The sequence below is a fragment of the Sphingobium sp. FW305-3-2-15-F-TSA7 genome (assembly GCF_058787155.1).
In genome coordinates this window covers 159,157-174,162 of the sequence record NZ_JBYSZM010000011.1, presented here as the reverse complement: position 1 = coordinate 174,162, position 15,006 = coordinate 159,157, and the positions used below count along the sequence as shown (strand labels likewise).

16 protein-coding genes are annotated in these 15,006 nt (G+C 64.7%); 10 read left to right on the top strand and 6 right to left on the bottom strand.

Annotated elements, in window-relative coordinates; all coding sequences use genetic code 11:
* Window positions 1-380: 380 nt before the first annotated feature.
* Window positions 381-1,055, bottom strand: a complete 675-nt coding sequence (locus tag AC3WN8_RS11300) for a hypothetical protein (protein ID WP_492669511.1) — start codon at window positions 1,053-1,055, stop codon at window positions 381-383.
* Between the two features lie 137 nt (window positions 1,056-1,192).
* Entirely contained in the window at window positions 1,193-1,717 is a 525-nt protein-coding gene (locus tag AC3WN8_RS11295) for a hypothetical protein (protein ID WP_492669510.1), read from the bottom strand.
* Between the two features lie 70 nt (window positions 1,718-1,787).
* Between AC3WN8_RS11295 and AC3WN8_RS11290 the strand changes: the two genes are divergently transcribed.
* Both AC3WN8_RS11290 and AC3WN8_RS11285 read left to right on the top strand, forming a co-directional pair.
* The gene (locus AC3WN8_RS11290) at window positions 1,788-2,177 is read left to right on the top strand and encodes a DUF7684 family protein (RefSeq protein ID WP_492669509.1); all 390 of its coding nucleotides are present in this window, start codon (window positions 1,788-1,790) and stop codon (window positions 2,175-2,177) included.
* A 139-nt stretch (window positions 2,178-2,316) separates the two neighbouring features.
* Window positions 2,317-2,613, top strand: a complete 297-nt coding sequence (locus AC3WN8_RS11285; RefSeq protein WP_492669508.1) for an immunity 53 family protein — start codon at window positions 2,317-2,319, stop codon at window positions 2,611-2,613.
* Window positions 2,614-2,626: 13 nt separating this feature from the next.
* Here the strand turns inward: AC3WN8_RS11285 and AC3WN8_RS11280 are convergent, their stop codons facing one another.
* Window positions 2,627-2,803: a hypothetical protein gene (locus AC3WN8_RS11280; protein WP_492669507.1), complete on the bottom strand. Its 177-nt coding sequence runs from the start codon at window positions 2,801-2,803 to the stop codon at window positions 2,627-2,629.
* Window positions 2,800-4,314: an FAD-dependent monooxygenase gene (locus AC3WN8_RS11275; protein WP_492669506.1), complete on the bottom strand. Its 1,515-nt coding sequence runs from the start codon at window positions 4,312-4,314 to the stop codon at window positions 2,800-2,802. Before AC3WN8_RS11275 ends, AC3WN8_RS11280 begins: the two co-directional genes overlap by 4 nt.
* A gap of 140 nt (window positions 4,315-4,454) precedes the next feature.
* Here AC3WN8_RS11275 and AC3WN8_RS11270 point away from each other — a divergent pair, with 140 nt between their 5' ends.
* The 7 genes from AC3WN8_RS11270 (at window position 4,455) to AC3WN8_RS11240 (ending at window position 12,044) form a co-directional block, all read left to right on the top strand.
* On the top strand, window positions 4,455-5,696 hold the full coding sequence (locus tag AC3WN8_RS11270) for an MFS transporter (RefSeq protein WP_492669505.1): 1,242 nt from the start codon (window positions 4,455-4,457) through the stop codon (window positions 5,694-5,696).
* The gene (locus AC3WN8_RS11265) at window positions 5,693-6,655 is read left to right on the top strand and encodes a fumarylacetoacetate hydrolase family protein (RefSeq protein WP_492669504.1); all 963 of its coding nucleotides are present in this window, start codon (window positions 5,693-5,695) and stop codon (window positions 6,653-6,655) included. The genes AC3WN8_RS11270 and AC3WN8_RS11265 overlap by 4 nt, the downstream gene beginning before the upstream one ends.
* 10 nt (window positions 6,656-6,665) lie before the next feature.
* Entirely contained in the window at window positions 6,666-7,433 is a 768-nt protein-coding gene (locus AC3WN8_RS11260; protein ID WP_492669503.1) for a cyclase family protein, read from the top strand.
* A 544-nt stretch (window positions 7,434-7,977) separates the two neighbouring features.
* Window positions 7,978-8,724 carry a glutathione S-transferase family protein gene (locus AC3WN8_RS11255; protein ID WP_492669502.1) on the top strand — a complete coding sequence of 249 codons (747 nt, stop codon included), beginning with the start codon at window positions 7,978-7,980 and terminating at the stop codon, window positions 8,722-8,724.
* On the top strand, window positions 8,721-10,433 hold the full coding sequence (locus AC3WN8_RS11250) for a CocE/NonD family hydrolase (RefSeq protein ID WP_492669501.1): 1,713 nt from the start codon (window positions 8,721-8,723) through the stop codon (window positions 10,431-10,433). The genes AC3WN8_RS11255 and AC3WN8_RS11250 overlap by 4 nt, the downstream gene beginning before the upstream one ends.
* Before the next feature lie 12 nt (window positions 10,434-10,445).
* Complete coding sequence (locus AC3WN8_RS11245) at window positions 10,446-11,213, top strand: glucose 1-dehydrogenase (protein ID WP_492669500.1); 768 nt, start codon at window positions 10,446-10,448, stop codon at window positions 11,211-11,213.
* Between the two features lie 180 nt (window positions 11,214-11,393).
* The gene (locus AC3WN8_RS11240) at window positions 11,394-12,044 is read left to right on the top strand and encodes a DsbA family oxidoreductase (RefSeq protein ID WP_492669499.1); all 651 of its coding nucleotides are present in this window, start codon (window positions 11,394-11,396) and stop codon (window positions 12,042-12,044) included.
* A gap of 213 nt (window positions 12,045-12,257) precedes the next feature.
* On the opposite strand, the gene AC3WN8_RS11235 is transcribed toward AC3WN8_RS11240, so the two are convergent.
* Together AC3WN8_RS11235 and AC3WN8_RS11230 are read right to left on the bottom strand one after the other, a co-directional pair.
* Window positions 12,258-13,154, bottom strand: a complete 897-nt coding sequence (locus tag AC3WN8_RS11235; protein ID WP_492669498.1) for a TauD/TfdA dioxygenase family protein — start codon at window positions 13,152-13,154, stop codon at window positions 12,258-12,260.
* Window positions 13,155-13,190: 36 nt separating this feature from the next.
* The gene (locus AC3WN8_RS11230; RefSeq protein WP_492669497.1) at window positions 13,191-13,910 is read right to left on the bottom strand and encodes a glutamine amidotransferase; all 720 of its coding nucleotides are present in this window, start codon (window positions 13,908-13,910) and stop codon (window positions 13,191-13,193) included.
* A gap of 109 nt (window positions 13,911-14,019) precedes the next feature.
* Here AC3WN8_RS11230 and epsC point away from each other — a divergent pair, with 109 nt between their 5' ends.
* On the top strand, window positions 14,020-15,003 hold the full coding sequence (gene epsC / locus AC3WN8_RS11225; protein ID WP_492669496.1) for a serine O-acetyltransferase EpsC: 984 nt from the start codon (window positions 14,020-14,022) through the stop codon (window positions 15,001-15,003).
* Window positions 15,004-15,006 lie beyond the last annotated feature (3 nt).

Here is a 15,006-nt window from a genome sequence, read left to right as displayed (position 1 = left end):
ATGTCCCTTCATCTAAACCGACAATGTCAAAGAGCCAAAAAAACGCGGACGCCTGACCTCTCCCCTTTTACCGGGGCGGGCCGGGCATCCTGGTTTTTTGCGACCACTGCGGGAACCGATGTGGTCCACCGCTGCGGTGAGAGGGCATATATGGACGGCTCCGATTCGCGTCAACCGCCTTTTTCACAAGATCGTCATTTTTGCGGATTGCCCGATTTCGGCGGATTTCCGGGCGTGGAAACAGCGCCGGCACCCCCGATCGGACCATCATAACCCCGGCTATAGCCGGGACGGCGCGATTCTCCCGCCCCTCCATCGGATCGGCCCGATCCTGCATCAGGGCCCGATCGTCCAAAGACGGCTATCGCCGCGACAGCTCCTCACTCCACATGCGGCAGCGCATCGCGCTGCGCCTGATAGTTTCGGATCAGCGCGGGATCGGCGTCATCGCGGTGGCTGGCGATGAAGCGCTTCAACGCCTCCCGATATTCGGCGATGAAGGCACGGTTGCCCGGGCTCGCCGCGAATTGCGCAGCCGCTTTCTCGACGGGTTTGCGATCCTCGGCGATCCGGTATTTTGCCCCATAGGGCGACAGGTCGCGCATGATGACGAAGTTGCGCGGGAAACCCGGAATATATCTGACCACGAACCTCTCGCCCTGGGGCGGGATGAGGATCGCGTTGGTTATGGGATAGATGCTGGCGGACATGGTATCGAACTGCGTCACCACGTCGCGGCCGTCCGCCGTCTTCATCACCGCATCATAGGCCCAGATGCTCTGGTCGTTCAGCGTCGAGCTGGTTTCCTCGGACTGGGTGATCACCGCCGTCCCGTCGATCCCGAACGCTTCGAGGAACAGCGCATTGAAGATATGCGCGGTGAAGATGTTGATCTGGCCATAGATGAAGAAAGGCAGGATCAGCAGATACCAGCGACCGCTCTTCCGCCATGTCGCCAGCGCACCGGCCAGCAGCACACCCGCGAGAATGATCAGTGGCCAGGCCCAGAAGGGGTGCTGGGTGAGGAAATGGAGGATCGCCGACAAGATGACCATGAAGGACCCGATCGATAAAGGCTGTGCCGGCAGGGGCTGGAGCAAGCTGCACGAAAGGTGAATCGCGCAGCTAGCTCCAGATGTTGTGATCGCATCGCTTTTGCGGAAAACCGGTTCCCACTTTTCCGCACGATGCTCTAGTGATCGCGGGCCGCGTCATGGGCGTCGAGGGCCTGCTGGTCCGCCGTCGAGACGAGCTCGCAAGCCAGCAGCGTCTTGCCGGGCAGCGATGCACTTTCCCGCGCGACGATCGACACCGTTCCCAGATCGGGCTGGGGCTGCTGTTCCGGCGGCAATGCTCGCGCATAGCCCTTGGTCGACGTGCCGAGCAGGTTCGAAGCCTCGCGTTCCAGATGATAAAGCGCGGCCAGCGCGTCGGCCTGCAGCCCTTCGATCAGGACGCCGATCGCCGTGCCGGCGAAAACGACCTCGCGGCTCTTGAAACCGTCCTGGCCCAGCTCCTCCGGCAGCGTGTAGACATAGGCCGTCAGCATCGACGTGTCGGGCTTGGCAAGCTTCTCCACCGCCTCATAAAGGGTCGTGGCGGAGTCCATCGTATAGGGCGGCTTGCAGATCGCGGCGTCGTAATAGGGATTCGCCGAGGCGGCGGAGGCAAGACCGGCTCCCAGCAGGAGCGGTACAGCGAAGCGGCTGCGAAACATGAATATTCCTCTGCGTCGTCGCCCCCCTGACAAGCCCTTTGCACGATGGGAGCCGCCCGGGCAAATCCCTATGATCGCGCTCATCTCGACCCGAATGATGCGCCGCTCGAATCGCTTCCGATCGGTTGGCCGATTGCAGTCGTCAGAGCCGGTGCCTAATCTCGGGGACATGGTGTTGGCCCGGAAAATCATCCTTCACAGCCCGGTTGAAGATGAGAATTGCCTCGACGCATTCGTCGAACAATGCCTTGCAGACGGTGTATCGTTGCTCGCCATCTTCGGCCCGGGCTGTGAAGAACTCGAAGAGACAATCGATTGGCTTGTCGTCGGTGACGGAAGCGATTCGAGTCGCTTTTTGTGCACGACTTCCCATCCCGACGAGCCTTTCGACCAAGTGCTGAACATGGCGCAGATATGGGAGTTCGAACGTGGTGATCCGGTCGAGGAGGTACGCCTGTAGGGAATGTCCGCAACTGAGGCGCTACGTAGCCCGAGAGCGAAAGTTGGCTTTCTGGTGGCTCCTCGGCCCAAACTGCATGCGAATGGTGGAAAGCTGCCAGGCGCTTTCCATGCTGCTATCGTTCCGATAGTTTCTTCGGATGGATGTTCTGGATTGGTTGGCACGTTGGTATGAGGCCCAATGCGATGGAGATTGGGAGCATGGCTTCGGTCCCAAAATCTACACCATCGACAATCCGGGTTGGTCGATAAAAATCGCGTTAGACGGAACCGATTGCAGCGGTCGTGTGCTCGACCGGATCACTCACAATTACGAGCATGAAACCGACTGGTGGACGTGTTGGACGGAAGGCAACGTCTTTCGTGGTGCAGGTGGGCCGCTGCATTTGCGCTCCCTGCTAGAAGCGTTTCGTGATTGGGCCACGAACGCCCGCTAGCGGGCGCGATCAGTCAATCCCGGTCGCGCGCCTCTTCGATCGCCGCGATCGCGCCCTCATCGAACCCGCATTGCCGCATCAGCAACAGCGCCAGCCGCGTGAGATAGGCGGCCGGATCGGCCTCGGCATCGATCGCTGCCGCCAGCGCGTAACAGGCCCGTTCCAGCCGTTCCTGGGGGATCCCGCTCATGCCGGGCACGCGGCGCGATCGCGCGCTTCACGGATCGCGTCGGTATCGGGTGTTTTCCAGCGGGCGGCGAGATGGCCGTCCGGGCGCAGCAGATAGGCGGTGTCGCCGGCGAGATCGAGCAGCGGCAGGGCTTCGGTCCGGACGACCATCGGCCGTACCCCGGCCAGCCGCGCGGCCGCGGCGACGGCATCGGACGCGGTGATCAAGGCGAAGTCTCCGTCGAGCCGGTCGTGCAGCCAGCCCTGGCCGTCGCGCATGCTGCGCAGCACCGCGCCCGGCATCGGCCGGGTCGCGAAACTGTCCTCCGACCGGTCGGGCGTGGTCAGCGCGTCGCCGGCATAGTCATTGGGTTCGGACTGGCGCGGATCGATCAGCGGCCGGACGAACGCGTGGCGGCCGGCCAGTGCCAGCACCGCGTCACGCGTCAGCCGGTCGCCGGGCGTATCGGGGGTGACGAAGCGCAGGGTCTTGCGCGCCTGGCGGAATATCTCCTGCGTCGCTCCGCGCCGCTCTCCATCATAGCTGTCGAGCAGATCGGGCCGCGACGTGCCGGCGGCGACGCGCGCCAGTTTCCAGGCGAGATTATGCGCGTCGGCGATGCCCGAATTGAGCCCGCGCACGCCGAAGATCGGCACGAGATGCGCCGCATCGCCGGCAAAGATCACGCGACCATGGCGGTATCGGTTCAGCGCCAGCGTGTGCGCGCGATAGATCGAGCTCCAGATCAGCGACCATGATCCCGTCTCACCGATATGCGCCAGATGTGCCGCCACCCGCTCCGCGATCCGCGCCGGCCGCAATTCGTCGGCGTCGCTTTCGTCGTCGAGCAATTGATAGTCGATGCGCCACACCGTGTCGGGCTGGCGATGCATGATCACCGTCGATCCCGGATTGGACGGCGGATCGAACCAGATGCGGCGCTCGGTCGGGTATTCGCTGTCGAGCAGGATATCGGCGATCAGATAGCGCCCGGCATAGGACGCCCCCTCCAGCCGCAGCCCCAGGCCGTTGCGCACGGCGGACCGCGCACCGTCGGCGGCGATCAGCCAGTCCGCCGCGATCCGCGCGTCGCCCAGCGCGATCCCGACATGATCATCGCCCCGGGTGACGCCCGTGATCGTTTCGCCGTGGCAGAGTTCGACCAGCCCGGTTTCGCGGCAATGGGTTTCGAGCATCGCCTCGAGATGGAATTGCTGCAGGTTGATCATCGGCGGATGCTTCTGATCGTCATCGTCGGGCATTTGCAGATGATGGACCAGCGCACCGCGATGAAAGGCGCGGCCTTCGCGCCATGCCAGGCCCTTTTCGAGCACCGGCGCCGCACAGCCCGCCCAGTCGAGGATCTCGAGACTGCGCCGCGACAGGCAGACCGCGCGGCTGCCGATGCCAGGTCCGGTCCGCGCCTCGATCACGGTCGAACGCACCCCCAGCCGCGCAAGGCAGGCGGCGGCGACAAGGCCGACCGGCCCGCCACCCGCGATCACGATCCCGTCATGTTTCCCCTCGGTCATGCTGCGAACTAGCCTCGACACGGCGATCCTGTCTGTCGTCCTCGGGGACGACGGTGCGCGGCGTGCGGTGCTGCTATAAGCAGGTCCGGGATCGCCGATCATGTCGCAAGGACCGTGACGGCGCAGCGGATGGAGGCGGGATGGCGATCGAGGGCGTTTCGGACGACAGCGTGCCCCGTGCCGCGCGGCAAGGGGCGCCCCGCCCCGCGCTGGTGCTCGCCGTCAGCGTGCTGGCGGCCGCGCTCGACGGTTTCGATGTTCAGGCAATGGCGTTCGTGGCACCCGGCCTGGCCCGCCAATGGGGTATCGGCCTGCCCGCCTTTGGCGCGGTGTTTTCGCTCGGCCTGCTCGGACTGATCGTCGGCGGGCTCGTCCTCGCACCACTCGGCGACCGGATCGGACGCAAGCGGCTGATCCTGCTGTCAGGCATCGGCGTCGGCGTGGCGACGATCGCCACCGCCGCAGCGACGAACATCCCCGAACTGGTCGTGCTGCGTTTCGTCACCGGCATCTTCCTGGGCGCGATGATGCCCGGGCTGGTGACGATCGCGCATGAGGCGCCGCCGCCGCATCGGCGCACGCTCTATGTCACCATATTGATGTGCGGATTTCCGATGGGCGGATTTTTCGGCGGGATGATCGCGGCCTGGTCGCTGCCCCGGCATGGCTGGGAAGCGCTGCTGATCGGCATGGGCACGCTCGCCCTGGTCATCGTGCTGTTGCTCGCCGCGGTGCTCGATCGCCAGCCGCCCGCACCCGTCGCCCGGCCGGCCCGCCGGCTGCCTTCGGGCGACACGCTGCTGCGCGACGGGCGGGCGCCGGTCACGCTCACGCTGTGGCTGTTGTTCTTCGCCACTTTGCTCAACGTCTATCTGCTGGCGAGCTGGCTGCCCGCCTTGCTCGAACGCGATGGCTTCACCACCGCACAGGCCGCGATCGCCGCGGGCATCTGCAATCTCGGCGGCGCAGCGGGCGGGCTGCTGATCGGCTATTTCGTCGCGCGCCATGGCGAGCGCGTCCTTGCCGCCGCCTTCCTGCTCGGTGCGATCGGCGTCGCCGCTTTCGGCTTTGTCGGCGGATCGCTAGCCGCGATGATCGGCGTCGCCTTTGTCGTCGGGCTGATCATTCCCGGCGGGCAGGTGTGCAACAACGCGATCGCCGCCGCGCGCTATCCCGCGGCGATCCGCGCGACCGGCATCGGCTGGGCGCAGGGCATCGGCCGGGTCGGATCGGTGATCGGCCCCGCGCTCGTCGCGCTCGCGCTCGAACTCGGTTTCAGCAATCGCGCCATTTTCGCGGCGGCGGCATTGCTCGCCATACTCGGCGCGTTCGCCGCCTTCACCATTTCCCGTTTCGATCCCCCAGCGGAGGAGCCTGCATGAAGCTCTTGACCTATCGTTCGTCCACCGGCCCCAGGATCGGGGCGCTGATCGGCGAGGATCGCGTGCTCGATCTCGCCGCCGCCGATCCCGATCCCGCCTTCGCATCGATGCAGGCGCTGATCGACGCAGGCGAAGCCGGGCTGGCGCGGGCACGCGACCTGGTCGCGGCGCCGCCCGAAGCGGCGCTGGTCGCGCTGGCCGGACTGAAGCTGATGGCGCCGCTGCCGCTGCCGCAGCAGATGCGCGACTGCCTCGTCTTCGAACGGCACCTGCTCCAGGGCAGCGAGCAGCATGCGCGCCTGCTCGTCGCCGACGATCCCGACCCCGAACAGGCGTTTCGCGCGCTGATGGATTCGGGCGCCTTCGCGATCCCGCCGGTGTGGTACGAGCAGCCCATCTATTACAAATGCAACCGCTTCACCTTCATAGGCCATGAGGACGACATCGTCTGGCCGCGCTATTCGCAGCGGCTGGACTATGAGCTCGAAATGGCGATGGTCATCGGCAAGACGGGCAAGAATATCCGTCGCGAGGATGCGTTCGATCATATTTTCGGTTTCACGATCTATAACGATGTCAGCGCACGCGACGCGCAGTTCCGTGAAATGCCCGGCCGGCTCGGCCCCGCCAAGGGCAAGGATTTCGACACCGGCAACATCATGGGGCCGTGGATCGTGACCACCGACGAATTCGATCCGTACGACCGGGTGATGACCGCGCGGGTGAATGGCGAGCGATGGTCGCGCGGCGATTCCGGCACCATGCATCACCGCTTCGATCGGATACTCGAACATATTTCGGCGGACGAGACGCTGCATGCCGGCGAAGTCATCGGATCGGGCACCGTCGGCAATGGCTGCGGCGCCGAATTCAGCCGCTGGATTCAGCCGGGCGATCTGATCGAGCTCGAGATCGAGGGGATCGGCATACTCCGCAACCGCGTCACCAAGCCCAATTGAGGAGAGCGCCATGCGCATGATCGACCTGTCGATTCCGATCGAGATCGGGGTGCCGTCCGACCCCGAGCCGCTGATGCCGCACATCGAATATTTCGATCACAAGACCGCGATCCCGAGTTTCTTCGCCGAATTTCCCGGCCTGACCGAGGATCAGCTGATCGACGGCGAAGCCTGGGCGTCGGAGCGGCTGACGCTCTCCACGCATAGCGGCACGCATATGGACGCGCCCTGGCATTTCGCATCGACCATGGACGGCGGGAAACCGGCGCGGACGATCGATCAGCTGCCGCTCGAATGGTGCCTGAAGCCGGGCATCAAGCTCGATTTCCGGCACCTTCCCGACGGCTATGTCGTCACGCCCGACGATATCGATGCCGAGCTGGCCCGGTCTGGCGCGGTGATCGAACCGCTCACCATCGTCCTCGTCAACACATCGGCCGGCGCCCGTTATGGCGAAGCGGATTATCGCGAGCGCGGCTGCGGCATGGGACGCGCGGCGACGCTGCATCTGCTCGAACAAGGCGTGAAGATCGTCGGCACCGACGCCTGGAGCTGGGACGTGCCGTTCAGCTTCACCCGCGAGCGCTTCGCGCGCGACGGCGATCCGTCGATCATCTGGGAAGGCCATAAGGCGGGCCGCGAACGCGAATATTATCAGATGGAGAAGCTCCACAATCTGGAAGCGATCGACAGCCATGGCTTCACCGTCGCCTGTTTCCCGGTGAAGATCCGCGCCGCATCGGCAGGCTGGACGCGATGCGTGGCGATCGTCGACTAGCCCCTTTTGTCATTCCCGCATGCGCACTGGCGTTCGGGATTTTCCGAAAGGGTTTCAAACCCGGGCATCAAGGACCTTCGCGCCTTCGCGTGAGCCATGCAAGTTCGGTGACTGTGCCGAAGTCGTCGGGTTCACGCGAAGGCGCGAAGACACGAAGGAGAGGATGGGACGAAAGAGGCCCATTGCATGGGGCAGGCGATCCTCCGCGTCTCTGCGTCTCCGCGTGAACCTGTTGGCCTGGGACATTTGCTGAGCCGGAATGATTCACGCGGAGTCGCGGAGACGCGGAGATGCGGCGTTAAGCTCAAACCCTATCTCGACAGCTGAATTGCAGGCTGATCCTCCCGGCTTATCTGGCTCACGCCGTCTTCCGCCGGCACAATCCCGGACACCAGTGCGCATGCGCGGGAATGACAATGTGGGGTTCCAAGTGCGATATCCCCATCCACATAATCTCGATTAATGGGAATATATTCCCTTTATTCGATTATAGTTTGACGCGAAACCAGCAGTTTTCCTATCCTTGCCGGGAGAGGAAATCGCGATGCTCAAGCTCTATCACGGGGCCATATCCACCTGTTCGCAAAAGGTCCGGATCGCGCTTGGCGAAAAGGGGCTGAGCTACCAAGCGCATGAAGTCGATTTCGCGGTGCGCGAGCATCTGTCGCCCGCCTATCTCGCGCTCAATCCCAATGGTGTCGTGCCGACGCTGGTTCATGACGGCCAGGCGATCGTCGATTCCTCGGTCATCTGCGAATATCTGGACGAGGTGTTTCCGGAACCCGCCCTGTCGCCGCCCGATGCGACGGGCCGCGCCAGGATGCGGGCATGGATGCGCTATTTCGAGGAAGTGCCGACCGCGGCGATCCGGATACCATCCTTCAATCGCCGTCTGATCGCCTTTTTCCAGCGGATGAGCGCTGAATCCTTCGCGTCGATGACGGAGGCGATGCCGCTGCGCCGGCGCTTCTACCAGCAGATGGGGCAAGACGGTTTCCCCGAGGATATGGTCGCGGAGTCGCTGGAGCGGCTGGCATCGTGCATCCGCCGCGTCGATACGGCGCTCGGCGACGGGCGCCCCTGGCTGCTCGGCGATCAATTCACCATCGCCGATATCGTCCTGATCCCGACGATCGTGCGCATGGAGGATATCGGCCTTTCGCATATCTGGGCCGATCACCCCGCAATCGCGCCATGGCTGGCCCGTGCCGCCGCGCGCCGCAGCTTTGCCGAGGCCTATCTGCCCGGCAGCCGCCTGACCGAATTCAATCCCGAGGCAATCCCCGCATGACGACACCCGATTACGACGCGCTCGAAGATCCGTCGGCCTGGCTCGACCTGCGCGACGACGTGACGGTCGAGCGCGACGTGCGCGTGCTCATGAGCGACGGCGTCCATATCTCCGTCGACATTTTCCGTCCGACCACACCGGGCCCGCATCCCGCGCTGTTCGCGACCGCGCCCTATATCAAGGCATTTGACGACCGGCCGATCTTTCCCACCTATCGCTTTCGCGAGACGCTCGACATCGCCTGGTGGGTGCGGCGCGGCTATGTCTATGTCCATGCCGACACGCGCGGCGCGGGCAAGTCGCTCGAAGGCGATTATGAAGGCTGGGGCCCGCGCGAGCAGCAGGACATGTACGAGCTGATCGAATGGATCGGCGCGGCGGACTGGTCGACGGGCAAGGTCGGCATGATCGGCTACAGCTATTACGGCGTCTGCCAATGGCTCGCCGCGGCGATGCGGCCGCCCAGCCTGGCCTGTATCGCGCCCTATGACGCGTCGATCGACCCCTATCGCGACTTCTTCTTCCATGGCGGGATCTGGTCGATGGGTTTCGCGCAATGGTGGGTGCCCAAATTCCGCAAGCGCGTGATCATGGACATGCCGGGCGACAAACCGGCCGATGTCATGAAATTCGATTTCTGCGACGCGTCGTTCCGGCATCCGAACTATGACGATTTCTGGCGGTCGCGCGACGCGTCGGCGCGGCTGGGCGAGGTCGATATCCCGGTCTATTCGATCGGCAACTGGAACATGGTCGGGCTGCATCTGCGCGGCAATGTGCTGGGTTACGAACTGGTGCGCGGTCCCAGGAAGCTGATGCTGTGCGGCGGCTTTGGCGGCATCCATGCCTCGCACAAGCTGGTCCTTTCGAAGCAGATCCATGTCGAGTTGCTGCGCTGGTACGATCATTGGCTGAAGGGCATCGACAACGGCATCATGGACGAGCCCGAGGTGCGCTACATCACCCGGCCCGACAACCAGTGGCACAGTGCCGAAGCCTGGCCGCTGCCGCAGATCGCATGGACGCCGCTCTATCTTGCCCCCGGCAAGGCCGATGCGGTGGCGTCGCTCAATGACGGGCGGCTGTCATGGCAGCCGCCGGCCGGTGTGGACGCGGACGGGGGCGAGGGCACCGATTACAGCTATGCCCATCCCGACTGGGGCGGCTGGCCGGGAACCGGCACCACCGTACCGCGCGAGGATGGCAGTTTCGACGCGCTCGCGACGATCGCGACCTTCACGTCCGAGATACTCGACGAAGAGATCGAGATTTGCGGATCGATTATCATGAAGCTGTGGCTGTCCTCCGACCAGCCCGACACCGACGTCTATATCAAGCTGGCCGACCAGCCGCCGGCGGATGCGCCGGCGAGCGGATCGCCCGGGATCGGCATCACCCGCGGCTGGCTGAAGGCGAGCCGACGCGCGCGCGACCCGGAACGCAGCAGCGCGCATCGCCCGTTCCACCATCACGAACGCGACGACCCGATCGTGCCGGGCGAGCCCGTCCTGCTCGAGATCGAGGTCTGGCCGACATCCTGGGTCTTCAAGCGCGGCCATCGCATCCGCATCGAAGTGGCGCCGGGCGATTCACCGCTGACCGACGATCCATTCTGGCATGATTTCGGGGTGCGGCTGGGCACCGACCGCATCCATCACGATGCCGCGCGGCCCAGCCATATGGTGCTGCCGGTAATCCGGCGCGGTTGAGGGAGGATCGGCATGGCGAGATTTGACGGGAAAACGGCCTTCATCACGGGTGCGGGATCGGGGATCGGCCGCGCGACCGCATTGCTGTTCGTACGCGACGGCGCAAAGGGGGTGGCGGTGATCGACCGCGATCGCGCGGGCGGGATGGAAACCGTCGCGCTGATCGAGGCGGCGGGCGGACAGGGCCTGTTCGTCGAAACCGACGTCACGCGCCCCGAGCAGATCGAAGCGGCGGTGCGCGCGACCGTGGATCGCTTCGGCAGTCTCGACTGCGCTTACAACAATGCCGGCGCGGAAGGCGCCATGCCGCACCGCGCCGAGGATGCCGATGACGACAATCTCGAACGCCTGCTCGCGCTCAACGTGCGCGGCCTGCGCCAATGCATGAAGTTCGAGATCCGCCAGATGCTGACCCAGGGCGGCGGCGCGATCGTCAATGCCGGCTCGACCGCGGGGCTGCGCGGCGTGCCGGGCGGCGGCGACTATGTCGCGACCAAACATGCCGTCATCGGCCTCACCCGATCCGCCGCATTGGAAAATGCGCGCACCAACATCCGCGTCAACGCGGTGTGCGCCAGTATGGTCGAAACCCCGCTTGCCGCGCGGTTGCGCGAACGCCTGCCGATGCTCGACGACCGCGTCGCCGCCAGCCCCGCCGGCCGGATGGCGCGCGCGGAGGAAGTCGGGGAAGCCGTGATATGGCTGTGTTCGGACGCGGCATCGTTCGTCACCGGCCAGGCGCTCGCGGTCGATGGCGGCGGCACGGCCGGACTGTCCTGATCCGCCGCCGATATGCCGGCATCGCACCGCAGCTCTGGAAATCGCGCAATCACCCCTCATATCGGCACAAGATCAAGCTATTTGTTTTACCGCGATTTCAGCTTCGCTGGCCTACGGCTCGAGTCGTTCGATGGGTCCGTCGAGCTGCAAATCGCTCTAGCTGATCGAAAGGAATTGCCGATGGCCCGGCCGATGAAGATCGACTTCGTATCCGACATCTCCTGCCCATGGTGCATCATCGGCCTGCGCGGGCTGGAGGAAGCGCTGGCGCAGACCGGTGACCTGATCGATGCGCGGATCAGTTTCCAGCCGTTCGAGCTCAATCCGAACATGCCGCCCGAGGGGCAGAATATCGTCGAGCACATCACGCAGAAATACGGCTCGACCCCCGAACAGTCCGCGGCCAATCGCGAGATGATCCGCGCCCGCGCCGGCGAAGTCGGCTTCGTCATGGCCGGGTCGGACGAGAGCCGCATCTACAATACTTTCGACGCGCACCGCCTGCTCCATTGGGCGGAGATCGAGGGGCATCAGGCCGCGCTCAAACATGCGCTGTTCGAAGCCTATTTCACGAACGGGCAGGCGCCGTCCGATCACGACGTGCTGGTCGCCGCCGCCGAGAAGGCCGGGCTCGACGGCGCGGCCGCGCGCGACGTGCTGGCATCGGGGCGTTACGCCGAGGAGGTCCGCCGCGCCGAGCAGCTCTGGCAATCGCGCGGCATCAGCTCGGTACCCGCGGTGATCATCGACGATCGTTATCTGATCTCGGGCGGACAGCCGCCCGCCGCGTTCGAGCAGGCGCTGCGCAACATCGCCGGGGAAGCGGCCTGAGGCCCCGCCCCATCTCCGAAAAAGGGGGCCGCACACGGCGTGACTCGCGTGCGGCCCAGGCTTTACCGGGAGAAGGGAGAGGGGGAAACTCCCGGCTATTCGATGGGACCCAGTCCCAGAACCATTAAGTCTACTTATATGGTTGAGAATATCGGGATCAAAGCAACTTTTCCTTTCAACCCTGAAATCGCCGCGAGCCTGCGCGACGCGATATCATCGCGCGACGACGTCGCCCGAGACGGTGACGCGTTCGAGCACGCGCTCCGCCGGCCAATAATCCCCCACCGCATAATGCTGGGTCGAGCGATTGTCCCAGATGCCGATCGCGTTCGGGCTCCACCGGAACCGGACATGATATTCGGGCACCTTGATCCGCTCGAACAGCAAGTCGAGCAATTGCCGGCTCTCTTCTTCGGCAATGCCGAGGATCCGCGTCGTGAAGCTGTGGTTGACGTAGAGGATCTTCTCGCCCGTTTCGGGATGGGTGCGTACGACCGGATGGGTCGCCGGCGGGAAATCGCGCGCGAGCTGGGCGCGCTTCTCTTCGCTGACGCGTCCGCCATAGCTGCGGACGATGTCGTGTTCGGCATCGAGCCCGGCGATCCGATCCTTGATCGCCTGAGGCAGCCCCCGATAGGCGGCCGCCGCATCCGCCCAGATCGTGTCGCCGCCGACGGGCGGTATCGTCCGCGCCCGCAGGACCGAGGCGATTGAAGGATGCTGCCGAAAGGTGACGTCGGTGTGCCATTTGTTGAAGGCCTTGAACGGCTCGAAAGTCTCCGGAGTCAGCGTCACCCCTTCGACGCCCTTGATCAGCAGCAGTTCGGGATATCCCGGCACATGCGGAATCACCGGATGGCCTTCGAGCGCGCCGAACAACCGGCCGAGCCGGATATGCGCGTCATGGCCGATATCCTGGTCGCGAAAGAAGATCACCTTGTAGCGCAGCCACGCCTCTCGGATGATGTCCGCCACCGACTCGTCGATCGGGTCGTTCAGGCCGATCCCGGCGATCTCCGCGCCCAATGTCGGCGTCGACGGTGCGATCGCGATACCCCGTGATGCCGCGCGCTCGATCAGGCCCGGATCGTCAATGCGCAACGTCGCCATATCGCTCTCCTTTCGTGCCCGTCTTGTGCCCGCGCCCTATTGGAGTTCCCCGAGCCAGGCCGAGATCATCTTCTGCCCCGCGACCACCGCGTCGGGACCGTGCCGGTAATAGTCTATGCGAAGCCGGTCGCCGCACAATCCCGCCGCTTCCAAATCCTCGCGCGATTGCGCGATCCAGGCATCGATCCGCGGATCGAGCCCCATTTCAGCATGGCATTGGAGCGCGAGCACCGATTTTCCGCGCCGAAACGCCTGATGCCTGTAGCGATCGGTCTGGGCGAGCCATTCGGTGTCGGGCGGCAGATCGAACGTGTCGCCATGCCATTGCAGCACGCGGGTTCCGTCGAGATGGCGCAGCGGCGTCTCAACACCCGCCGGCGTCAGCGCGAGAGGATAGAAGCCGATTTCGCGCTCGGGCCCGGAATAGACGTCGGCGCCCAATGCCGACGCGATCATCTGCGCGCCCAGGCAGACGCCGAGCGTCGGCCGATCCGCATCCAGCCGTGCCTTCAGCCGTTCGATCTCGTGCGGAATCCAGGGATATTCATCGCTTTCCCCGACACCCATCGGTCCGCCCATCAGGATCACGAGATCGGGCGAGACCAGGTCGGCGTCCGGAAAATCGGGAGCATCGACATCGATCCGGTCGAGCGCATAGCCGGCATTTTCGATGGGCGCGCGGAATCCGGCCAGCCCTTCATACGGCACATGGCGGACGATCAGCGCGGTCTTGGGAGAGGGAGCGGCGGGAATCATGCCCAACCCCGATGCCACACCACATTCCATGAGGGGACAAGTTTTTTCTATCAAATGAGTAGAAAAAGCTATTTTGAGATTTCCCTCCAATGGGGCGAGCTGTCTGGTCATGGAACAGAGCAAATTGGACCCGTTTCGGCCGTCGGCCATCGACGTCGCCCCCTTCAGCCCGAACGAGGAGATCGGCCCGGTCGTCCAGGGCCTGCGCGCGGCGCGCGACCGATGGCGCGGCGCGAATGCGCGCCATGCCGAACATGGCAGTTTCGGTTTTCCGTCGCGCCAGTCGCTCGGCCGGATCGTCGCTTCGCTGGGCGCGGTGCTGTTTCCGCTGCGGCTGGGCCCGCCCGAGCTCAATCCCGGCAACGAGGACGCCTATGTCGAGACCGTGCTCGAATCGGCCCTGTCGCAACTGGCCGCACAGATCCGGCAGGAACTGCTCTATGCGCGGCGGCCGGCATTGCCCGACGATGTCGAAGCCGATGTCCAGTCGATCATCCGCGCCTTCGCGCAGTCGCTGCCCGATATCCGCAGCCTGCTCGATACCGATGTCGAGGCGGCCTATCGCGGCGATCCGGCCGCGCGCAGCGTCGACGAGGTGCTGCTCTGCTATCCGTGCGTCACCGCGGTCGTCCATCACCGCCTGGCGCACCGGCTCCATACGCTCGGCGCGCCGCTGGTCGCACGGATCATCGCGGAGATCGCGCATTCGCGAACCGGGATCGACATCCATCCCGGCGCGCAGATCGGCCCCAGCTTCTTCATCGACCATGGCACCGGCGTCGTGATCGGCGAAACCGCGATCATCGGCGAACGGGTCCGGCTCTATCAGGCAGTGACGCTGGGCGCGCGCAGCTTCCTGGTCGATGACGACGGCGCCCTCGCCAAGGGCGAGGCACGCCATCCGATCGTCGAGGACGATGTCGTGATCTATTCGGGCGCGACCATTCTCGGCCGCGTCACCATCGGGCGCAATTCGGTGATCGGCGGCAATGTTTGGCTGACCCAGAGCATCCCCGCCGGCAGCCATGTCCGTCAGGCGCATCCGAGCCTGGCGATCGTCACGCCGGACGAGGTGCCGGGCAATGACGACTGACGC